This window comes from Mesorhizobium sp. B1-1-7 (assembly GCF_006442705.1).
Lineage (GTDB): Bacteria > Pseudomonadota > Alphaproteobacteria > Rhizobiales > Rhizobiaceae > Mesorhizobium > Mesorhizobium opportunistum.
Map to the genome: position 1 here is coordinate 303,664 of NZ_VFWQ01000005.1, position 19,969 is coordinate 323,632.

A 19,969-nucleotide genomic window follows, 5' to 3' on the forward strand; every position below is an offset into this window, starting at 1 on the left:
TTGGTTCGTCAGCCCAGATCCCAGCTGCTGAGAGCAAGTGCTATACGGGGAGCCGACCAGGCCTTGTTTCAGGGGCTTTAGCTTCAATCGGGACGTCTAGGTGCCTTACCCCGAAAGTTAGGTCACCCACATCTCATGGATTTCCATGAGGTGCGGCTGCGGCGTGGTCCGGTTAAGATGATGAACCAATTCGCGAGCCCAGATGGTCAACGATGAGAGTTAAAGAAGGCGCTGATAGGTCTCCGCCTTTCATTGTCCGGTAGGAGAAGACAATGACGACAGCGTTCAACTCGCTTGGCGATCCCGACGCGGAAGCGTTGCGGGCGGCTCGGCTCATCGAAAGCGTGGTCGGCAATGGGTGGGCGACAGACGCGGCCGGCAGATTCAGCTATGTTACTCCCAGCACGCTATCGCTTCTCGGCACGACGCTGGAGGAGTTCAACACTTCGTCAGAAGATGGCTCCGCGGGTTGGAAGCGGCTAATCCATCCAGACGACTATGACCGAGCCGTGGCCGAGTGGCGTCGCTGCCTGCAGACAGGTGAGCACTACAATGTGGAGCACCGCATTTTGCGCGCGAGCGGTGCTTACGGTTGGAGTCGAAGCTCCGGACAGCCGCTGTGCGATAGCGAAGGTAACGCCGTTGCATGGTATGGCACACTGATTGAAGGCGATGCGCCGTCCGCAGCCACAGAGCGATTCGCCGATGTGATCAGTGCGGCACTTGAGAAGGAAGCCGCCTCCGACGCTCTCCATTCTTTGAGTCTGGTCCATCCGGATGACCGGACAGCGGCGGCGCACGCAATCGCCCGCGCCTTCTGGACGGGTGTCCCCCAAGTAACGAGGCACAGGCAACTGCAGGCCGACGGAAGTTATCGCTGGAACGAGACCCGATCGGAGCCCGGCTACAGTGTCAGTGTGGACATTGATGATCTGGTGACAGACGGGGAGCCGCTTTCCGGGGCGGACCTGGATCTCTTGGTTGAGAACAATGCCGGGCCAATTCGATCGGCGAAAATCGTTGAAAGCATATTCGGGAACGGATGGGCGTTCGATGCGGCGGGTAGATGGATCTACCTGCATCCGTTCGCGCTGAGCTCCCTCGGGGTGACGCTGGAGGATCTGAACGCTCCATTGAACGAGGGGTACACCGCCTGGAAGCGTTTGCTTCATCCAGACGACTATGAGCAGATCGCGGTTACCTGGCGCCATTGTCTGAGGACCGGCGATCATTTCAATGTCGAGTTTCGCTTTCGGCGCGCAAACGGCACCTATGTATGGGCCCGAACCGCCGCGCGGCCCGCGCGCGACAGCCAGGGTCGTATCACCGGATGGTACGGAATCGCGCTCGACAACGATGTCTACAAGAAAACCGTGGCGGAGCTGCGCGGTCGGGAGCGGGAACTTTCTCAGCTCGTCGACATGGTCCCAGTCCAGATCAGACGGCTGACGCCTGAAGGCGAGCCGACCTTCTTCAACAGACGTTTGCTTGACTTCTTCGGTCTCGACGGTGTGGCGGATCTGGACAAGCCGGGGATGAGCCGGCAAGCGGCGGCCATACAGTCCCTCGTCTATCCCGAAGATGCGGCACGCCTCCTGGAGACCGTCCGCCACTCTCTGGCTACCGGCGAACCATACTCCATGAAGTATCGAATGCGCCGTGCGGACGGAGCGTACCGCTGGGTGGATGGACGCGGCGAGCCGCTGCGTGATCACAGCGGCGCGATTGTTCAGTGGTATGTGATCTCTATCGACGTCGACGACGAGATGCGCGCACAGGAAGCGTTGCGCGACCGGGAGCGGGAACTCTCGCAACTGGTCGACATGGTGCCGAGCTTCCTCTGGCGCCTGTCTGCGTCGGGCGAGCCGGTCTTCTTCAGCAAGCGAATGGTTGAGTATCTCGGCCTTGACGTAGGAGGATACGAGAATGTCAGAGGAAATGGCCTGAAGGCGGCCATTGCGGCTGTCGTACATCCCGATGACGCCGCCACGCTGGAAGCAGCGATCAACCACTCGGTCACCACCGGGGAAAGCTTCTCCCTGAACTATCGCCTGCGTCGTGCTGACGGCGTCTTCCGATGGATGTCGGGCCGAGCGGAACCGATGCGAGACGAGTGTGGGACTGTCGTCCAATGGTACGGTCTTTCGCACGACATCGACGACCAGGTGAGGGCAGAAGAAGAGCTACGGAAAGCCAACCGGCAACTGGAGCAAATGATTGACGCTGTGCCCGTGAATCTCCTGAGCTTTGCCCCTTCTGGCAGGATCACCTACACCAGCAAGCGATACCTGGAGAAGGTCGGTTCGCCACCGACGCACATCAATGATTTCGATGCCCTGGCCCGGGACCTGGCCCATCCTGAAGACTTTCCGACAATGTTTCGGAGGGCTTCGAATGGCTTTGCGTCCGGCCAGCCTTTCGTGAACCGCTTTCGTCGACGCGAGAAGGATGGCGTCTACCGCTGGATAGAAGCACGAGCGCAACCGTTAAGGGATACCGATGGCGCGATCGTTCAATGGTATATGGCTTCAATCGACATTGAAGATGAGATGCGGGCGCAGGAGGCATTGCGCGAAAGAGAGCGCGAGCTTCAGCAGCTTGTCGATGCCTTGCCGGTCCACATCTGGAGCTGGACGCCCGATGGCAAGCTTGCGTACGTCAATAGGCGGTCTTTGGAGGAACTCGGCATCTCCGGGGCAAACTTCGAAGACTTCACGAGGGTGGCTCGAGATCTGATTCATCCCGAAGACGCTCTCGAGGTGCTCAATAGGTCAGCCACCTGCCTCAAAACTGGCGACTCCTTCATCATGCGGTATCGCCGGCGTTGGAAAGACGGCAGCTATCGCTGGATAGAAGGGCGTTGCGAGCCTCTGCGCGATCGAGACGGAGCCATCGTTCACTGGTACCAGGTCTCCATCGACATCGACGAGGAGATGCGCGCACAGGTGGCGCTGCGCGAGAGAGAACGTTCGCTGTGGCAGCTGGTTGAAACGCTGCCGGTGATGATCGATTGCGCCGCACCGAATGGTGAGCCGATATATCGAAGCCGTCAGCTCCGCGAGTTCCTCGGATATGAGTTGGAGGTATTGGACGGTAAGGGAAAATCCCGCCTATCCGGGACACTCGACGAAGGCGTTCATCCTGACGACCTAGCGGGCGTCAAAGCGAACTATGCTCATTCGTTGGCCACTGGCGAACCGTATGCGCGCAGGCACCGTCTGCGTCGCTTCGATGGCGAATATTGCTGGGTCGATACGCGCGCGGCACCGATGCGCAATGCAGAAGGGGCGATTGTTCAGTGGAACGTCGTCTGTCTGGACATCGACGGTGAAGTTCGCACGCAAGAAGAGCTGCGCCTGGCGCAAGAGAGACTTGCACGCGCGAGCCAGGCGGCGAGTCTCGCCGAGCTTTCAGCCTCTATAGCGCATGAGGTGAACCAGCCTCTGGCGGCTGTTGTCGCCAATTCATATGCCTGCCAGCGTTGGCTCACGGCCGATCCGCCAAATATCGAGCGGGCGCAGAAGACTGTGGAGCGTATTATCCGTGATGCCAACTCAGCTGCGGATGTCGTCAGCCGTATCCGCGCCTTATTCAAGCAATCGGCAGACGCGATGGCTTACACAGCACTCGACAGCGTCATCGCGGAAGCGCGCGACCTCATCGCCGAGGAGGCGGTGCGGCGCCGTGTTCGTCTGGATATCGATGTCGAAAGCGATCTTCCTATTGTCGCGCTCGATCGGGTGCAGATCCAGCAGGTTCTGGTGAACCTCATCCGCAATGGGATCGAGGCGATGGACTCTGTTACCGGTGACAAGGTTCTTGGACTTCGCGTGGGCCATATAGGGGACGCGATCCAGATCGAGATCAGCGATTGTGGCCCGGGCATTGAGTTTCCTGACCGAATATTCGAGCCGTTCTTTACGACGAAAGAGCATGGCATGGGCATGGGACTCGCGATCTGCCGTTCGATCGTCGAGTCCCATGGCGGACGGTTGTGGGTGGAGAAGAACGATCCGCACGGAACGGCGTTCGTCTTCACGATGCCAGTTGAAATGAAAGCGGCAGCATGACGCCCCACGATCAAATGGTCTTCATCGTCGATGACGACGTGCGTATTCGGGAAGCGCTTGGTGAGCTTCTGGAGTCCCATGGCATGCGCGCCGTAGCGTTCGGATCGGCCGGCGACTATGTCCTTGCCGACAAGCCGGACGTCCCCGCCTGCCTGATCCTCGATGTGGAATTGCCTGACATCAACGGTCTAGATCTGCAGAAGCAGATCGCCGAGGGCGATCATCCGCCGATCGTCTTCATAACGGGGCATGGCGACATCCCGTCCTCTGTGCGTGCGATCAAGCACGGCGCTGTGGACTTCCTGACAAAGCCTTTCAGCGATACGGACCTCATGGTCGCGATCCGGGCAGCGATCGCCCAGGACCGGGAAAGGCGATCAGAGCGCGCCGAACTCACCGTGTTGAGGCAACGCTATCAAGAGCTCACGCAGCGAGAACGCGAGGTGCTGCCGCTCGTTGTGAGTGGCCTGCTCAACAAACAGGCCGCGGCTGAGTTGGGGATCAGCGAGGTCACGCTGCAAATCCATAGACGGAACGTGATGCAGAAAATGGTTGCGGCATCACTCGCTGATCTCGTGCGCATGGCGGAGCGGTTGGAGATACCGATCAGCCACTCTCGACGAACGGGAGGGAACGGAGTGTGAGCAAGGTGCGACCTGTCGTGGCGATTGTCGATGACGACCCAAGATTGCTTGAGTCGCTCGAGAACCTTTTGGAGTCTGCGGGCTATGCTGCCCGCATCTTCTCGTCGGCGGGATCACTGCTCGTCAGCGGGCTGTCTGACGTGGACTTGCTCATTACCGATATCGGGATGCCTGGTACGGACGGCTTTGAACTTCGTGACTTGGTCAAGAAGACGCGTGCGGACCTGCCGGTGTTCCTGATCACCGGTCGTCACGAGATAGCCGATCAGCACCGCGCCAAAGGCATCAGCGGGTTTTTCCGAAAGCCCTTCGATGGCCAGGCCCTGCTTGCGGCTGTGAGCGACGCTTTACGCAACCAAGAACCGAGGGATGAACATGAGAGTTGACCAACCGCTCTTGCAGAGATCGACGCCGGTGTCACGGCAGCGGAACGCCGAGCCGCAGCAGCCGCTCGTCATCATTGTCGATGACGATGCGTCTGTTCGGGAGGCACTGTCGGAGTTGATACTGTCGATGGGCTTTGAACCGGTCTGCTTCGCTTCGACCCGAGAATTGCTCGACGCTGACGTCTTGGACAGCCCCGGTTGCTTGATCCTCGACGTCCGCATGCCAGGGGCAAGCGGCCTGGATCTACAGCACCATCTTGCGTCAAACGGCAATCCCAAGCCCATCATCTTCCTGACTGGGCATGGCGACATACCGATGACTGTCCAGGCGATGAAGGCGGGCGCGGTGGATTTTCTCACCAAACCGGTGCGCGACCAAACACTCCTTGACGCCGTGATCGCGGGCATTGCGGTGGATGCCAGGCGGCGGGCGGATGCGGTGATCGTCAAGCGCAACATCGAGCGTGTCGAGACGCTGACCCCGCGCGAGCGCGAGGTGCTGCATGAAGTGGCGCGTGGGCGCCTCAACAAACAGATCGCTTTCGACCTCGGCATCAGTGAAGTGACCGTCAAGCTTCACCGCGGCAATGTCATGCGCAAGATGGAAGCAGCTTCCATCGGAGAGCTGATCCGGGCCTGGGAAACGCTGCCCCCGGCGATGCGCGAGGCCGGCGCGGCCAGGACTTTCGAAAGGGTGAACCTCGCCTCCGTCCGATAGGATCGCCCAGCGGCTGGCGCTTCTCCATTAAGAGTAGCCTGCCTAGGACGATGCGGACTCAGACAAATTTTTATGAAGTTTAGAGCGATGATCGGCGCGTGTAACCTGGTGTTGAGGCTACACTGCCAAGCTCTTGCCGCGCATCGCCAGCTAACGGCGGCGTATTGGGAAAGCTTTGGAGCGGCGTATCTCCATCACGGCGACTATCGCTAATGTTGTGCTTCAGCCAGCCGCGAAGCTTAGTATGCTGGTGGCAGGAATTCGATCAGGGCCCTTGTGACGGCGGCCGGCTGCTCCTCCGGAACCCAATGGCCTGAGCCTTCGACTACTACGGCCCGTACGTTTTCGGCGACGTGGCGGAGATGGCCTTCGTACATCGATGCCAGGCCACCCGAACCGCTTATACCGAGTACCGGCATCGTCAGCTTGTGTTTTGCAAAGGCTTTGTTCTGTTCTTCGTCACGCGGAAAAGCCCGGTAGTACTCGAAGCCTGCGCGCAATGCGCCAGGCTGGGCATAAGAACGGCCGTAGACTTCGTCGGCTTCGGTGTCGAACGCGCGAGTATTTACCCCCTCTGCATTGTGAAACCACTTTAAATACTCAAGCTCGCGACCGGCAATGAGCATTTCCGGCACGTCGCGGAGTGGAAGCGAAAATGCCAAGTGCGAGGGCCTTGGATCAATTCGTTCCACGGTTCGATGCCTGGCAGCGGGACGTCAATGATTGCCAGTGTGGTGACTTCCCCCGCCCCCGGGTGCTGCGCCGCATAGGAATAAGCGACCATGCCACCCATATCGTGACCGACGAGATTGACGACCGGACCAAGGTTCAGCTGATTGACAAGTGCTCGAATATCCTCGGCAATCGCCGCCTTTTAGTAGCCGGCCGCAGGCTTGGCGGTGTCCCCCAAACCGCGCAAATCGGGCGCAAGTACCGTGTAACCGCGCGCCACCAGTTGCGGCATTACAAAGCGCCACATGTATGAGGTCGTGCCCCAACCATGCAACAACACCACGGTTTTCGGGCCGCCTGCTGCCAGCAAATAGTGATAGGCCACACCGTTAACGTCGGCCTTGCCGTCGACGATACGTGCCGACAGGTCGGTCGATTGCCCGAGCGGCACGCTGGAGTGCGGCACGCTGGAGTGCGGTGCGCTGGCAGAAGTCGATGGCCCGGCAGCAAGAACCGCAATGAGGAAACCAGAAAGAAAGCTAAGGCGCATAAAGCACTCCGGGGTTGTGAGGTCCAAAGTGCTCCAAGAACGGCAAATGCCGTGCAATTTCTATGAGGCGAAAGCTTTAAAGCCTTTGTCGTTATAATAACGCGTTGTACACCTAAGCATATTGCGCTCTGGCCGGCGGTGAGTTGATTACTCAACATGAGGACCACGTAGGCGAAACCTATCGCGGTCCGTTCGGGCGGTGACTTGCTCGCGATCAGCCGCTCCTCGTTTTGAGAAGAATCCTCATACGGCTTGATAGGTCGTGTTTGTGACAGCCGCACGCGGCACGTCGCGCACCAACCAACGTCATCGCATCATTTGCCCCATCTCAGCGACAGTTCCAGCACCTCGGCGTACCTACCCTGCACCTTGGCATCGTACGACAGATGCTTGCGTAGAATAGGTTCGCGGGGCGGATCGGCGCATCTTCTCCCTCGCAAGCCATCACGATCATCGGGCGTCGCCGCTCCTTCGCCCGCTCCTCCCCCCGAAAGCGACGGTGCAGGTCGACCCGGCGATCGTGATGGTGAGCCGACCCGAGAAGCCGCTCACCAAGGATGGACACGATGAGCATGGATGGACTTTTCACCCTCGGTGCAACCCGCCGCGACGTCTTGTTGGCCAGTTTTTCAGCGGCGGTCATAGCCGGACTGCCAGTCGCTTCGTCATCCGGCGCCCAGCAAAACCCACATGTTCCCACCCCTCAATCAGGACGCAAAACAATGAGCACCATCACAACCAAGGACGGTACGGAAATCTACTACAAGGACTGGGGTAGGGGTCCGCCAATAACCTTCTCACACGGCTGGCCGCTGAATTCCGACGCCTGGGATGCACAGATGCTCTTTCTGGCCCATAATGGCTTCCGCGTGGTTGCTCATGACCGGCGGGGCCATGGCCGCTCCAGCCAGGCCACCTCCGGCAACGACATGGATGGCTACGCGGACGATCTTGCAGCCGTGATCGAGGCGTTGGATCTCCGGGACGCCACGCTGGTCGGGCATTCAACCGGGGGAGGCGAGGTCGCCCGCTATATCGGACGGCACGGGACGGAACGCGTGGCCAAGGCTGTTCTTATCGCCGCTGTTCCGCCGATCATGGTGAAAACGCCGGCCAATCCGGAAGGTCTGCCGATCGAAGTGTTCGACGGCATAAGGGCTGGCCTCCTCAAGGATCGCTCGCAGCACTATCTGGACCTCGCACAGTCGTTTTATGGTGCAAACAGGCCAGGCGCCACGGTCTCCCAGGGGGTTCTGAATCAGTTCTGGCTCTGGAGCATGCAGGTCGGTCTCGTGAATGCATATGAATGCGTCAAAGCGTTCTCCGAAACCGACTTCACCGAGGACCTCAAGAAATTCGATATACCGACCTTGATCCTGCATGGCGAGGACGACCAGATCGTCCCGGTCAAGGATTCGTCAGTCAAGTCGGAGCGGCTGATCAAGGGCGCAAAGGCCATATATTACCCCGGCGCGCCCCACGGGATCACGGCCACACACCAGGACCAGGTGAACGCCGATCTGCTCGCCTTCATCAAGGGCTAGTGCTCTCAAGCGGCAGTCAGGCTGGCCGCACAACACCGGTGCGGCCAGCCTGACTATGAAAACTCAGCATCGATGGCTCCTGGAGAAGCTTTCTGGTCTCAGCCGTCCGAGTTCACGCTGAGAACTGCGGTTGGCAACTGCGGCGGCTCTCGTGAAAATCATCAGAGGCAATGCAAATGGGTATACTTTCAGGAAAGACGGCGTTGATCACCGGGGGAAACAGTGGGATTGGGCTATTCGCCGCGAAAGCTTTCGCGTCGGAGGGGGCGCAGGTCGTAATCACCGGCCGGAGACAGCGTGCCGTCGAGGAGGCAGTCTCCGAGATCGGAGCCGGCGCACTGGGCATTCAGGGTGATGTAGCCGACGTGGCGCACCACGAGGATGTCGCGCGACAGATCCATCAGAGGTTTGGGGCGTTCGATATCTATATGGCGAACGCCGGCGTGAACACCATCACGCATTCGTCGGCAGTTTCCGAAGACGAGTACGATGCGCAGTTCTCTATCAATGCGCGCGGCGTCTTCTTTGGTGTGCAGAAAGTGATCCCGCTGATGCGCGATGGCGGCGCAGTCATACTGACGGGATCAATCGCCAGCGAGAAGGTCTTGGAAGGCCATGCCGTTTATGCAGGCTCCAAGGCAGCCATCGGCGCCTTCGCGCGCAGTTGGGCGATAGAACTGAAATCGCGTCGCATACGCGTCAACGTGCTCAGCCCCGGCCCCGTGGATACGGCTATTCTCGACAAACTGGGTGTCCCGGCCGAAATGCGAGCATCCTTCGAGAAGTCCATGGCCGAAGCAATTCCCCTTGGTCGAATGGGCCAGCCGGAAGAACTGGCAAAAGCCGCTCTGTTCCTGGCATCGGACGCAAGCAGTTTTGTCACCGGTGTCAATCTGCGGGTCGACGGCGGAATGGCATTGCTTTGAGCTGGGGTAGCCAAGTCGCTGCCGTTTGACGGTCGAGCGTCGATCGCCATCCCACCCGGCCAGATCCCAGGTGAAAGGTGGTTTTATAGCTCCCCGGTCTCAGAACCTGTGTCAGGGCCCCCACGCACTTCCAAGGTCCTTTGGAAAGCGTGAAGAGGACCGGGGCGACGCCCCGGTCCTTCAAGGTTCTACAATTTTCGGGTGCTAGTGACCCCAGATGCCCTGGCCCGGGTCCTTGCTGGGAGCAATCGGCTTGCGCACGGTCTCCTGCACGCCGGCATCGTTGCCCGTCTTCCTGATCGAGGAGGTGTGCATGCTCTCGGAAGAAGTTGCGGGTTGCTGGACCGAGTTTGATCCGTAGTGATCGCTTCCGGCGACGGCGTTTCCTGCTGCAACAAGGAGGATTGCGGCAGCAAGAGATGTGTTCTTCATTTTGGTAACTCCATGGTTAATTTTGGATCGTATTCACAATAACAATATAAATGCTGCGTCATTGCGGAGCGATCAGACGATGTGGCTGTTTGATCCATACGAAAGCATGGGCTGTGAAGGCCTAAGGTCAGGGGCAATGTCGTTCGCGGTGGGAGGCTTGCCGTTACGCCGGGGCGGCAGCCGTGTTTGGAGGCAGCAGCTCCATGGATTTGTATTGGTCACGAACTCCTGCGCTGCCGGCGATCCGCGTGCGGAATACCCAGGTCACCTGATCGCAGCGATGACCCACCCTGCACCTTGGCATCGTATGACCGACCATTCGGCACAATAGGTCGGCGCCCCGGATCGGCGCATCCTTCTCCACATTGGTCAAACGGAAGGCCGACAAAGGAGAAAGCAAATGCGAAATGTCACTGGAATCCTGGCGCTGGCCGCCGCGCTTGCCGTCGCGGGTGGCGCAACGGCGCAGGCGGCCGGAGCGAAGCCCAAGCCGACGATCGTGCTGGTGCACGGGGCCTTCGCCGAATCGTCGAGTTGGGACGCGGTCATAACCAAACTCGGCAGGGACGGCTATGTGGCGAAGGCGGCAGCCAATCCCCTCCGCAGCGTCGCCAGCGATGCCGCGGCGGTCTCGGCCATCATCCGGTCGGTTCCCGGACCGATCGTGCTGGTGGGGCATTCCTACGGCGGACCCGTGATCACCGAAGCCGCCAACGGCAATCCCAATGTGAAGGCCTTGGTATACGTGGCCGGATTCGCGCCGGATAACGGCGAATCGAGCGCCACCTTGTCCAGCATGTTTCCCGGCAGCACTTTGGCAAGCGCGCTTGCTCCAGTCGCGTCGCCGAACGGCGGCCAGGATCTCTTCATCCAGCCGGACAAATTCCGAGCCCAGTTCGCGGCCGACGTTCCCGAAGAGCAGTCGTCGCTCATGGCCGCCACCCAACGCCCGATCGCGCAGGCAGCCCTGGCCGAGCCCTCGGGCGTAGCTTCATGGAAAACGCTGCCGTCCTACATGATCTACGGCACCGATGACCGAAATATCCCGGCAGCCGTCATGAGCTTCATGGCCAAGCGCGCGCACGCCGTGAAGACGGTCGTCATTGAGGGTGCTTCCCACGCGCTCATGGTCTCGCACCCCGACGAGGTCACCTCACTTATCGAGGACGCCGCATCGGCCAGCGAGTAGCTCGCCGGAAAGCCGACATTCGACCAACACCCGCAAATCAACACCCTCAACAAAGGAGATTGGAAATGAAGATCGTCGTCATCGGCGGAACCGGGCTGATCGGCTCCAAGACTGTGGAAAGACTGCGCAGGAAGGGACACGACGTGCTTGCGGCCTCACCGAATTCGGGAGTGAACACCGTCACCGGAGAAGGGCTGGCCGTCGCTCTTGCCGGGGCACAGGTCGTCGTCGATCTCGCGAACTCACCGTCATTCGAGGAAAAGGCCGCGCTCGAATTTTTCGCGGCATCCGGGCGTAATCTTCTTGCAGCCGAAGCGGCCGCCGGCGTCCGCCATCACGTCGCGCTGTCTGTGGTCGGCACCGACCGGCTGCAGGACATGGGGTATTTCCGCGGCAAACTGCTTCAGGAAAAGCTGATCAAGGAGTCCACTATCCCCTACACGATCGTGCACGCCACACAGTTCTTCGAGTTCACCGCCGCCATCGCAAACACCGGCGCCGCAGGGGATACCGTCCACATGTCACCGGCGTACTTCCAACCAATGGCAGCCGACGACGTTGCCGATGCGATGGCGGACGTCGCCCTAGCAGCGCCAGTGAACGGCACGATCGAAATTGCCGGCCCCGATCGCGTTCGTATGAGCGAGCTCGTCGGTCGCTTTCTAAAGGCCACCAACGATCCGCGCAAAATCGTCTCGGATCCTGGCGCTCTCTACTACGGTGAAGTGGCAATCGACGATCAAACGCTTGTCCCCGGCGAGAACGCGCGCATCGGCGCCGTCCACTTCGACGACTGGCTCAGCCGATACACGCCACCGGCGTAAGTACTGAACGCCGGTTTCGCGACCCATCAGACCAGCATTCCCTAGCTCTCATTCCAACAAGGATATCGGACATGATCAGGAAACTCCTCTGTGCAGCGCTCGCCGCCGCATCCGTCACCGCAGCAATGGCCAAAGACGCGGACAGCGTGAAGCTCGTCTACGACCACGCCCTTCCAAATGTGCCCGGCAAGAGCTTGAAAGCCGTGCTCGTCGAGTACGGGCCGGGCGGGACATCGCCGGCGCATACCCATCCCAGTTCCGCGTTCATCTATGCCACGGTGCTGGAGGGGGCGATCCGAAGCCAGGTCAACGGTGGGCCCGTGAAGACGTACCGTGCAGGCGAAAGCTTCTCGGAATTCCCGGGCGACCATCACGCCGTCAGTGAAAACGCCAGCAAGACGGAACGCGCTCGCCTGCTTGCGGTCTTCGTCGTCGATACCAACGAGACCAACCTGACGACCTACGCGAAATGAACTGGTGACGCCCTTGCCAAGGTAAGGGCGTCAAACCGACACACAATCGGCGAAGGAAAGGCACTGACATGGATGCGATCGCCAGGCGCACGCTTGCAGGGGTTTCGGTCCCCGATACGCCGCTTGTCGGCCGGGCGATCGAACATGCCCGCCAGCTATGTGAACCGTATTTGTTCAACCACGTGGTTCGATCATGGCTTTTCGCCGTCCGCATCGCACAGGTCCAGAACATCGAGCACGACGGTGAAGTTGTTGCCGTCGGAACCCTGTTGCACGACGTCACGCTCAACGAGACCTTCGCCGGGCCGCGCCGTTTCGAGGTGGAAGGCGCCGATCTGGCCCGCGCCTTCGTCCGGCAAGGCGGCTTCGACGAGCGTCGTGCTCAGTTGACATGGGACAGCGTCGCTCTCAATTCGACGCCGTCGATTGGCCTCTACAAGGAAGCCGAGGTGGCGCTGTGCACAGCCGGCATCTGCCTTGATGTCGTCGGCCTGCAATACAGTCTCATCTCTTCCGCCGAGATAGCCAGGATCGTCGGCGAATTTCCGCGTCTTCAAATGAAGCGGCGGATGACGCGATGCTTTTGCCACATCGCCAAGGTGAACCCGGAAACGACCTACGACAACTTTGCCCGGGATTTCGGTGAGCGCTTTGTGGCCGGCTACAAGGCGCCGTCTTCCGTCGATTTTGTGATGAACGCTTCCTTCGAAGAGTAGGCGAAACCTCGAATCTGATCTCTCCGGCCGCGGCCGCGAGACGCCTCAGGAGGGCACCATGCGAATTGACAGTCTACATCCAGAAACATCGGCGCGCCTTGCGGCGGTCGACCTCGACACGTCGCTGCGGGCAGCTGCGCTATGGCTGTCCAAGCCGGCCATAGGCCTGGTTGTCGTATGCCATGGCAGTGGCGAGGCGGCAGGCGTGCTGAGCAAGTCCGACCTTGTTCGTCATCTGGCGAATTCGGGACCGGCGGAAGCGCCGGTATCCACGCTGATGAGCCGGTCTTTCGTATCCTGTGGGCCTGATGACGACCTGCATTCGGTCTGGCAGACCATGACAACACAGCGGCTCCAGAACCTACCGGTGCTCGGCGCCGGCGCTAAGCCGATAGGCGTCCTTGATATCCGCGACGCGATGAAGGCGCTCTTCCAACAGGAAGAACTCCAGGAGCGGCTGCTCGCCAACTATATCGGGGGCATTGGCTACCAATAGAGGAGAATCTCGCGACGGTGCGATGAGCACGAAAGAGGGAGATCCGTCTCGCGAGATGTTGGTCCCGCACTGGCGATGGTCCGCAGATCGCGGGACATATACTGCAGTATGGTTCGGCTTCTTACTCGATCTAATCGACCACTCCCGTCCTCTATTGTACTATATTCAAGCAACTGAATTCTGCCTGAGCAAACATGAGGGTTATAATGTCTCGTCCGGAAGTGAAAGTGGATGTCTTCGACATCGCGCCCGAGATTCCCCGAGATGGCCTGCCCATCCAGATGGCGACCGCCGGCATCGTTCATGACCTTGGCAATCTCATCCAGGTCGCGTCGTCGGCCTTAAATCACCTGGCCCGTGACCCGAGCGTCTCAGCGGCTCCAACGCTTGGGCTTGCAATTTCGGGCGCCAGAACGGCCTTGGAACGAGCTGGCGCGCTTGTCCGCCAGAGTATCAGTTCCGCCCGAGAGAGCCGCAGAGAAAGCGAATATGCAAATGTCGGCGCCTGCCTGGCTGAAATCGAGACCCTCATTCGAAGCGCGTGGGACCCCAAGATTCGTCTCGAGGTTCGAGTGAGGCCGGACTTGCCGTCAGTGAGGTGCAACCGCCTGGGTTTGCAGAACGCGATTCTGAACCTGGTATTCAACGCGCGCGATGCATCCCCCAATGGGGGCCTGATCTCGATAGATACCGCAGTGGTCTTTGATGGCACCTCAGCCGCTCAGGTGGATATCACCACCGCCGACAACGGTGTGGGGATGACCGCCGAGACGATTGCCTTCGCATTCGATCCCTTCTTCACCACAAAAACGGAGGGCCTCGGCGGCGTCGGCCTGCCGATGGTGAAGCGCTTTGCCGAAGAGTCAGGCGGAAGCATCGACATTCAGAGCGCGCCCGGGACAGGCACCACCGTCAGGCTACGTTTGCCCGCGATGCGATAGCGATCGGGCAAGCTACGTCCAGCCTCACGCAACGAACATCGAGAGATAGAGATGGATGCAAAGGTCACAGAGAACATTCGGCAGCATAGGTTCGAGCTCCCGATCACCGGTCATGCCTTCGCAGTGGCCTACTATACGCTCCAAGACGGCAAGGTTGCGCTGATACATACCGAAGTGCCTTCGGAATTTTCCGGACAGGGGATCGCGTCGCGGTTGGCGCAAGGTACCTTCGAATTGCTCCGCAAAACCGGCCGCAAAGCTGTCTTGAAGTGTCCCTTCATGAGCGGCTTCGTCGCCAGGCATCCGGAATACACCGATGTCGTTGCAGCGTGATCAGGCACGAATACAGCTGTTTGCAAAAAAGGTCTGAGTCGAGATGGACGACCAATATAATTTGCAGAGGTTCGTCAGCGCTCAGGATCCGGTGTACGGCGACGCGCTGGCTATGCTGCGTCGAGGCATGATGTGTACTCCATACATGGAGTTGATCTTCCCGACGTTGGCTACCGGGCGAAGCGACACTGGAGCCGATCCGTACGCGATCACATCACTCGACGAGGCAGGCGCTTACCTCCAATCGCCGATACTGGGCGGTCGTTATCGGGAATGCGTCGGCACACTGCAACGACTTTCCGATCTAAGTGCTCGCGCGGTCTTCGGTGATGAGGATACAATGAAATTGCACGCGTCCCTCACGCTGTTTTCCGAAGCAAGTAACGACGAGTTCCTGCTCGAGACCATCTTCGACGTCTGGTTCGATGGTCAAATCGACGAGGGCACGATGCGCAAACTCTACTCGGTGTCATGACGCCGCCCGGCGACCCGCGGATGTGGCCGCCGCCGAAACCGTCACCACTTTGATTCTTCCTGCGGCAGAGGCATCAACCCGTGTTCCCCCGGCACGGCCGGGAAGCGGCCTTCGCGCCAGTCCGCCTTTGCCTGCTCAATCCGTTCAACTGAGGAGGAGACGAAGTTCCAATGGATATAACGTGGTTCGCAAAGAGGCTCGCCGCCGATCAGCATCAGCCGCGCGGCATGGAAGGCAGGCGCCTGGAGCACGATCTCAGCCCCGGGCGCCAGCATGATCAATTCGCCTTCACCGAAACTGCCAAGTTGGCCCATGACTTCGATCTCGCCGGCGACAACATAGATCGCACGCTCGCGATATCCAGGTTTCACCTGATATCGCGCACTGCCCGTGAGCACGATTTCGGCAAAGACCAGGTCGGAGTACGTCCTTGCCGGAGAGACCAACCCGTCGGACACTCCGGCGATCAAAGTGAACTCGACCCCATCGGCACAGATCCGTGGGATTTCGGGAGCGCCATAATGTGCAAAGTGGGCGGCAACTTCTTCGTGCCGGGAGGGGAGCGCCACCCATGCCTGAACGCCGAAGAGATTGCTTCCTCGCGCTCGGGCTTGCGGCGACGTACGTTCGGAATGGACGATGCCCGACCCGGCCGTCGTCCAATTGATTTCGCCGGGGCGGATGGCCTGCACTTCACCGAGATTGTCGCGATGGATGATCTCTCCGTCGAACAGGTAGGTTACGGTCGCGATCCCGATATGCGGATGCGGGTCCATGTCGAAACCACGACCCGCGTCGAATACCGCGGGGCCGAAATGGTCGAACAGGATGAAGGGGCCGATCATCAGGCGGTTCGAGGAGGGCAATACGCGCCGTACCTTCAAACCGTCGGCAAAATCACGCATAGCAGGCTGCCTGAGTGGATCGATGCCGACGATGTCGCTTTGGCGGATGGTCATGAATCTCTGTCCTTTCGAATGCCTGGTCGACCACGTCCTCGAACGTGCTCCGATGGGGCGGTGTGGAAGACAGCCTGAATGGCTTTCAGGAGCGCGAATTTGGAGCTATCGTGCTGCTGGCCGGGGATGCCGGTTTCGCCGTAAGCCGAAGTCCCCCTCGACAGGGTTGCCGCAAGATCATCGGCCATCTCGGGCCTGTCGAGTAGGAGCGGCGCGAAGCTCTGCTGGTCTATCTCGTAGACCACGACGTGGGTCATTGCCCGCAATGTCGACGTCTCGCCAATACCTGCGAGCAGGCCGGTCTCGCCGAAGAAGTCGCCAGGTGCAAGCCGGCCAATCTCCTGCACGTTAGCATTGCTTTGGCCATGTTGCCGGACGATGATGCCCTTCCGGACAATCATGAGGGATGGCAGCATCTCTCCTTGTTCTGCAACGACGTCGCCCTTGCGATAACTGCGAACCGAGGTCGTCGCGGCAAGCACCTCCTGCTCGGCATCCGTTAGCGTCGAGAAGATCGGTATGGCCTTGATCAGGTCGATCGCGGCGAAGCCTTGGGAGGTCGGCGTCCCGTCGATTGGCGGGGAGGTCACTGCAATCGAAGCCGAAAGTGGCGCTGCCAGCAGCACCCCGACCGACCTTGAATGGCGATAGACGAGATCGAAAATTTCGTTCCGAGCTGTAATCCGCTGATCAAGGCTGGCGACGCGAAATGACAGCTCGATCTCGATTGCCGCCGCATCCAGGCTTGTGATGGCTACCACGGGCGAGGGGTCCTGGAGGATCGAGTTGCAGCTCAGCAGGACCATGCGCATCGTGTCTACGATGACAGCCGGCGTCTTCGTCAGAGACATCTTTACCGTCACGGCAAGTCCATGGCTCTCGTCTGGGCCGCTAAGGTTTGTTACCCCGATTTTGGCGACAAGGCTGTTCGGAAGCGCGATGACGTTGTGGGCCGGGGTGAGGAGTTGGGTCGAGCGCCAATTGGTCTCGACGACGCGGCCCTCGGTTCCGTCGTTCAGAATGATCCAGTTTCCAAGCACATAAGGGCGGCCGAGGTTAAGCGCGATTCCCGAAAATACGTCGCCAAGCGTATTCTGGAGCGCCAGACCCAGCATGACGGCAAAAACGCCCGACGTGGCGATGAGCGTTCCGACCGGCACGGCAAAGACGAATGCGAGGATCGAAAGGAGCATTCCCGTGTAAACGACGCCGACCACGACATCCTGCAAGAGGCGTGCCTCGTGCGGCTTTCGCTCGAACACGACATAGATGCGGACAAACCCGATTAGCGCCCAAGCAAGATGTACCCACCACAGCAGCTTGACCAATCCGATGAGGATCGCTCCGCTGGTTGTCTCATCGCCTCGTGCGGGCTCGTACGGGACGACCCGCAGTTCAAGAACCAGGATCGACATTGCAAGGAAAAAGACCAGTTGGACGACCAACTTCGCATTGGCGAAGCGTGCCGGAACGAGGTTCCAAACGACAATTCCGGCGAGGCCGAGCGACACGATGTAGATTAGCGGTGAGTTCCACAAATTCATCGCCGGACCCAGATCGACCATGATCGCAATCCCTGGTTTTCAGCTTCGGAAGCAGCGTGGTTCCTAGCGCGCGACATGAAGTTGTCTCGTCACCTAGACGCATCGGCTCCGTCCAACGCGTGTTGCTATCGGCGACTTTCGAGGCGGGCTGGCGAGACACGATCATCGCCTCTTCTCATCAACGTTTGGTCTCCGGCGGCCGCGATCGCGCCTTTGCCGCCGGCCCCCTTGTTCTTCTCGAGCACCGCTTCGGTGATCGAGTTGGGCAGCCGCCGCGGCTTCTCGATCAAGCCCAGCACCGGCAGTGCGATCAGGAAGAAGGCGAAGTAGTAAAGCGTCGCCAACTGAGACATGACGACGTAGTTCCCTTCGGCCGGCCGCGAACCAAGCCAGCCGAGAAACAGGCCGTTGGCGACGAAGAGCCAAAAGAACACTCTGTACCAGGGCCTGTAAACGGCCGAGCGAACCTTGGACCTGTCGAGCCACGGCACGACGAAAAGCACCACGATCGAGCCGAACATGGCGAGCACACCACCAAGTTTGGAATCGATCGGCCCGACATTGAAGGTGATGGCGCGCAGGATCGCGTAGAAGGGCAGGAAGTACCATTCCGGCACGATATGGGCCGGCGTCTTGAGCGGATTGGCGATTGTGTTGTTGTCAGGATGGCCGAGATAGTTCGGCAGGTAGAAGACGAAATAGGCGAAGAAGAACAGGAACACGACGATGCCGAACGCGTCCTTGACGGTGGCATAGGGTGTGAAATCCACGACATCGGTTTTTGATTTCACATCAATGCCGGCTGGATTGTTCTGCCCGACGACGTGAAGCGCCCAGACATGCAAGGTCACCACGCCTGCAAGCACGAACGGCAGCAGGTAATGCAGCGCAAAGAAGCGGTTCAGCGTCGGATTGCCGACCGCGAACCCGCCGAGAAGGAGCTGCTGGAACCAGCCGCCGACCAATGGGATGGCCGTGAAAAAGTTGGTAATGACGGTGGCTCCCCAGAACGACATCTGTCCCCAAGGCAGCACATAGCCCATGAAGGCGATCGCCATCATCAGCAAGAGGTTGGTGCAACCGAGCACCCACAGCAGCTCACGCGGCGCCTTGTAAGAGCCGTAGTAGAGCCCGCGGCAGATATGGATGTAGGCGGCAATGAAGAAGAAGGAGGCGCCGTTCGCATGGAGAGAGCGCAGCAGCCATCCCGAATTCACGTCACGCATGATCTTCTCGACTGAATCGAAGGCCAGCCCGGTATCCGGAGCATAATGCATGGCCAGCACGATCCCGGTCAGGATCTGCGAAACCAGCATGACCGTGAGAATGCCGCCGAACGTATAGGCATAGTTCAAATTGCGCGGGACGGGATAGACGATGAAGCTATCGTGCACCAACCTCGGCAGCGGCAGGCGGGCGTCGAACCAGCGTTCGATACCGGTCTTGGGCGTATAGGTCGAATGTTTGTCGCTCATCGAAATGCCCCCCTCTCAGCTGATACGGATCCTGGTGTCGGAAATGAACTGGAACACGGGTATCGCCATGTTCTCGGGCGCTGGGCCTTTGCGGATGCGGCCGGCAGTATCGTATTGCGAGCCGTGGCACGGGCAGAGCCAGCCCCCGAACTCGCCTTGCTGACCAACCGGGATGCAGCCGCTATGCGTGCAGACCTGGACCATCACGATCCAGGCTTCCTTGCCCGGAGCAGTACGGTTGGCGTCGATTCCCGGCGCATCGGCCGGCAGATTGGCGTTACGGGCGATCGGGTCCTTGAGCTCGGCCAAGCTTACAGCTTTGCCGTCCTCAATTTCCTTCTCGGTGCGGTTGCGAACGACGACGGGTTTGCCGCGCCATTGCACGACCAGCGACATTCCCGGCATCAGCGAGGAGACGTCGACTTCGACCGTGGCCAGTGCCTCGGCGGGCAATGCGGCGGTGCCTGTTTCGGTTTGGGAAAGCTCGGTCATGATGATGACGACTCCTCTAATTGGAAAGCTGCTTCAGTGCGTCGGCGTGCAGTTGGGAAACCCGGCTGCGGCCTCTCGCCTTTCGCGTTTGCTCATTTCGAGTTGAACTA

At 59.7% G+C, this 19,969-nt stretch carries 20 protein-coding genes and 1 pseudogene; 14 read left to right on the forward strand and 7 right to left on the reverse strand.

Features of this window, described 5'->3' with window-relative positions:
• Nucleotides 1–272 precede the first annotated feature (272 nt).
• Genes FJ978_RS10790 through FJ978_RS10805 form a run of 4 tightly spaced genes read left to right on the forward strand, consistent with a single transcriptional unit; the run spans nt 273 to nt 5,818 of the window.
• A complete protein-coding gene (locus FJ978_RS10790; protein WP_140572115.1) occupies nt 273–4,070 on the forward strand; it encodes a PAS domain-containing protein in 3,798 nt (1,265 codons plus the stop codon).
• Nucleotides 4,067–4,714: a response regulator gene (locus tag FJ978_RS10795; RefSeq protein WP_023767341.1), complete on the forward strand. Its 648-nt coding sequence runs from the start codon at nt 4,067–4,069 to the stop codon at nt 4,712–4,714. Before FJ978_RS10790 ends, FJ978_RS10795 begins: the two co-directional genes overlap by 4 nt.
• Nucleotides 4,711–5,100 carry a response regulator gene (locus FJ978_RS10800; protein WP_013896619.1) on the forward strand — a complete coding sequence of 130 codons (390 nt, stop codon included), beginning with the start codon at nt 4,711–4,713 and terminating at the stop codon, nt 5,098–5,100. Before FJ978_RS10795 ends, FJ978_RS10800 begins: the two co-directional genes overlap by 4 nt.
• The gene (locus FJ978_RS10805) at nt 5,090–5,818 is read left to right on the forward strand and encodes a response regulator transcription factor (protein WP_140572116.1); all 729 of its coding nucleotides are present in this window, start codon (nt 5,090–5,092) and stop codon (nt 5,816–5,818) included. The genes FJ978_RS10800 and FJ978_RS10805 overlap by 11 nt, the downstream gene beginning before the upstream one ends.
• 239 nt (nt 5,819–6,057) lie before the next feature.
• Here the strand turns inward: FJ978_RS10805 and FJ978_RS32950 are convergent, their stop codons facing one another.
• Complete coding sequence (locus FJ978_RS32950; protein WP_210241437.1) at nt 6,058–6,480, reverse strand: alpha/beta hydrolase; 423 nt, start codon at nt 6,478–6,480, stop codon at nt 6,058–6,060.
• Nucleotides 6,411–7,040 (reverse strand): annotated as a pseudogene (locus FJ978_RS33500) (alpha/beta hydrolase). The gene FJ978_RS32950 and the pseudogene FJ978_RS33500 overlap by 70 nt, the downstream one beginning before the upstream one ends.
• Before the next feature lie 722 nt (nt 7,041–7,762).
• Between FJ978_RS33500 and FJ978_RS10815 the strand changes: the two are divergent.
• The gene (locus FJ978_RS10815) at nt 7,763–8,584 is read left to right on the forward strand and encodes an alpha/beta hydrolase (protein WP_181180397.1); all 822 of its coding nucleotides are present in this window, start codon (nt 7,763–7,765) and stop codon (nt 8,582–8,584) included.
• A 176-nt stretch (nt 8,585–8,760) separates the two neighbouring features.
• The gene (locus FJ978_RS10820) at nt 8,761–9,510 is read left to right on the forward strand and encodes a glucose 1-dehydrogenase (RefSeq protein ID WP_140572118.1); all 750 of its coding nucleotides are present in this window, start codon (nt 8,761–8,763) and stop codon (nt 9,508–9,510) included.
• Between the two features lie 204 nt (nt 9,511–9,714).
• Here FJ978_RS10820 and FJ978_RS10825 read toward each other — a convergent pair whose 3' ends face one another.
• Nucleotides 9,715–9,942 carry a DUF680 domain-containing protein gene (locus FJ978_RS10825; RefSeq protein WP_013896614.1) on the reverse strand — a complete coding sequence of 76 codons (228 nt, stop codon included), beginning with the start codon at nt 9,940–9,942 and terminating at the stop codon, nt 9,715–9,717.
• 418 nt (nt 9,943–10,360) lie between these two features.
• Here FJ978_RS10825 and FJ978_RS10830 point away from each other — a divergent pair, with 418 nt between their 5' ends.
• The 8 genes from FJ978_RS10830 to FJ978_RS10865 all read left to right on the forward strand — a co-directional run bounded on the left by FJ978_RS10830 (nt 10,361) and on the right by FJ978_RS10865 (nt 15,389).
• On the forward strand, nt 10,361–11,131 hold the full coding sequence (locus FJ978_RS10830; RefSeq protein ID WP_085984582.1) for an alpha/beta hydrolase: 771 nt from the start codon (nt 10,361–10,363) through the stop codon (nt 11,129–11,131).
• A gap of 65 nt (nt 11,132–11,196) precedes the next feature.
• Nucleotides 11,197–11,955, forward strand: coding sequence for an SDR family oxidoreductase (locus FJ978_RS10835; RefSeq protein ID WP_140572119.1), 759 nt, complete (start codon nt 11,197–11,199; stop codon nt 11,953–11,955).
• A 71-nt stretch (nt 11,956–12,026) separates the two neighbouring features.
• Nucleotides 12,027–12,428, forward strand: coding sequence for a cupin domain-containing protein (locus FJ978_RS10840; protein ID WP_013896611.1), 402 nt, complete (start codon nt 12,027–12,029; stop codon nt 12,426–12,428).
• Between the two features lie 68 nt (nt 12,429–12,496).
• The gene (locus FJ978_RS10845) at nt 12,497–13,144 is read left to right on the forward strand and encodes a hypothetical protein (protein WP_140572120.1); all 648 of its coding nucleotides are present in this window, start codon (nt 12,497–12,499) and stop codon (nt 13,142–13,144) included.
• A gap of 58 nt (nt 13,145–13,202) precedes the next feature.
• A complete protein-coding gene (locus tag FJ978_RS10850; RefSeq protein ID WP_013896609.1) occupies nt 13,203–13,640 on the forward strand; it encodes a CBS domain-containing protein in 438 nt (145 codons plus the stop codon).
• Nucleotides 13,641–13,846: 206 nt separating this feature from the next.
• Nucleotides 13,847–14,581 carry an ATP-binding protein gene (locus tag FJ978_RS10855; RefSeq protein WP_013896608.1) on the forward strand — a complete coding sequence of 245 codons (735 nt, stop codon included), beginning with the start codon at nt 13,847–13,849 and terminating at the stop codon, nt 14,579–14,581.
• 51 nt (nt 14,582–14,632) lie between these two features.
• Nucleotides 14,633–14,914 (forward strand): GNAT family N-acetyltransferase, encoded by a 282-nt coding sequence (locus FJ978_RS10860; RefSeq protein ID WP_140572122.1) that lies wholly within the window; start codon nt 14,633–14,635, stop codon nt 14,912–14,914.
• Between the two features lie 43 nt (nt 14,915–14,957).
• Nucleotides 14,958–15,389: a DUF1810 family protein gene (locus FJ978_RS10865; RefSeq protein WP_140572123.1), complete on the forward strand. Its 432-nt coding sequence runs from the start codon at nt 14,958–14,960 to the stop codon at nt 15,387–15,389.
• A gap of 41 nt (nt 15,390–15,430) precedes the next feature.
• Here the strand turns inward: FJ978_RS10865 and FJ978_RS10870 are convergent, their stop codons facing one another.
• The 4 genes from FJ978_RS10870 to petA all read right to left on the reverse strand — a co-directional run bounded on the left by FJ978_RS10870 (nt 15,431) and on the right by petA (nt 19,859).
• Complete coding sequence (locus FJ978_RS10870) at nt 15,431–16,348, reverse strand: pirin family protein (RefSeq protein WP_140572124.1); 918 nt, start codon at nt 16,346–16,348, stop codon at nt 15,431–15,433.
• Nucleotides 16,345–17,913, reverse strand: a complete 1,569-nt coding sequence (locus tag FJ978_RS10875; protein ID WP_140572125.1) for a mechanosensitive ion channel family protein — start codon at nt 17,911–17,913, stop codon at nt 16,345–16,347. The genes FJ978_RS10870 and FJ978_RS10875 overlap by 4 nt, the downstream gene beginning before the upstream one ends.
• 104 nt (nt 17,914–18,017) lie before the next feature.
• The gene (locus tag FJ978_RS10880) at nt 18,018–19,367 is read right to left on the reverse strand and encodes a cytochrome b N-terminal domain-containing protein (RefSeq protein ID WP_013896603.1); all 1,350 of its coding nucleotides are present in this window, start codon (nt 19,365–19,367) and stop codon (nt 18,018–18,020) included.
• 15 nt (nt 19,368–19,382) lie between these two features.
• Nucleotides 19,383–19,859 carry a ubiquinol-cytochrome c reductase iron-sulfur subunit gene (gene petA, locus FJ978_RS10885; protein ID WP_013896602.1) on the reverse strand — a complete coding sequence of 159 codons (477 nt, stop codon included), beginning with the start codon at nt 19,857–19,859 and terminating at the stop codon, nt 19,383–19,385.
• Nucleotides 19,860–19,969: the final 110 nt, after the last annotated feature.

What these genes read in the sequence shown, in the direction of transcription:
- petA (WP_013896602.1), bottom strand. Translation starts at nt 19,859, where the DNA reads ATGACCGAGCTTTCCCAAACCGAAACAGGCACCGCCGCATTGCCCGCC.
- FJ978_RS10805 (WP_140572116.1), top strand. Translation starts at nt 5,090, where the DNA reads ATGAGAGTTGACCAACCGCTCTTGCAGAGATCGACGCCGGTGTCACGG.
- FJ978_RS10820 (WP_140572118.1), top strand. Translation starts at nt 8,761, where the DNA reads ATGGGTATACTTTCAGGAAAGACGGCGTTGATCACCGGGGGAAACAGT.
- FJ978_RS10855 (WP_013896608.1), top strand. Translation starts at nt 13,847, where the DNA reads ATGTCTCGTCCGGAAGTGAAAGTGGATGTCTTCGACATCGCGCCCGAG.
- FJ978_RS10845 (WP_140572120.1), top strand. Translation starts at nt 12,497, where the DNA reads ATGGATGCGATCGCCAGGCGCACGCTTGCAGGGGTTTCGGTCCCCGAT.
- FJ978_RS10850 (WP_013896609.1), top strand. Translation starts at nt 13,203, where the DNA reads ATGCGAATTGACAGTCTACATCCAGAAACATCGGCGCGCCTTGCGGCG.
- FJ978_RS10870 (WP_140572124.1), bottom strand. Translation starts at nt 16,348, where the DNA reads ATGACCATCCGCCAAAGCGACATCGTCGGCATCGATCCACTCAGGCAG.
- FJ978_RS10875 (WP_140572125.1), bottom strand. Translation starts at nt 17,913, where the DNA reads ATGGTCGATCTGGGTCCGGCGATGAATTTGTGGAACTCACCGCTAATC.
- FJ978_RS10865 (WP_140572123.1), top strand. Translation starts at nt 14,958, where the DNA reads ATGGACGACCAATATAATTTGCAGAGGTTCGTCAGCGCTCAGGATCCG.
- FJ978_RS10840 (WP_013896611.1), top strand. Translation starts at nt 12,027, where the DNA reads ATGATCAGGAAACTCCTCTGTGCAGCGCTCGCCGCCGCATCCGTCACC.
- FJ978_RS10795 (WP_023767341.1), top strand. Translation starts at nt 4,067, where the DNA reads ATGACGCCCCACGATCAAATGGTCTTCATCGTCGATGACGACGTGCGT.
- FJ978_RS10835 (WP_140572119.1), top strand. Translation starts at nt 11,197, where the DNA reads ATGAAGATCGTCGTCATCGGCGGAACCGGGCTGATCGGCTCCAAGACT.
- FJ978_RS10790 (WP_140572115.1), top strand. Translation starts at nt 273, where the DNA reads ATGACGACAGCGTTCAACTCGCTTGGCGATCCCGACGCGGAAGCGTTG.
- FJ978_RS10880 (WP_013896603.1), bottom strand. Translation starts at nt 19,367, where the DNA reads ATGAGCGACAAACATTCGACCTATACGCCCAAGACCGGTATCGAACGC.
- FJ978_RS10860 (WP_140572122.1), top strand. Translation starts at nt 14,633, where the DNA reads ATGGATGCAAAGGTCACAGAGAACATTCGGCAGCATAGGTTCGAGCTC.
- FJ978_RS10825 (WP_013896614.1), bottom strand. Translation starts at nt 9,942, where the DNA reads ATGAAGAACACATCTCTTGCTGCCGCAATCCTCCTTGTTGCAGCAGGA.
- FJ978_RS10815 (WP_181180397.1), top strand. Translation starts at nt 7,763, where the DNA reads ATGAGCACCATCACAACCAAGGACGGTACGGAAATCTACTACAAGGAC.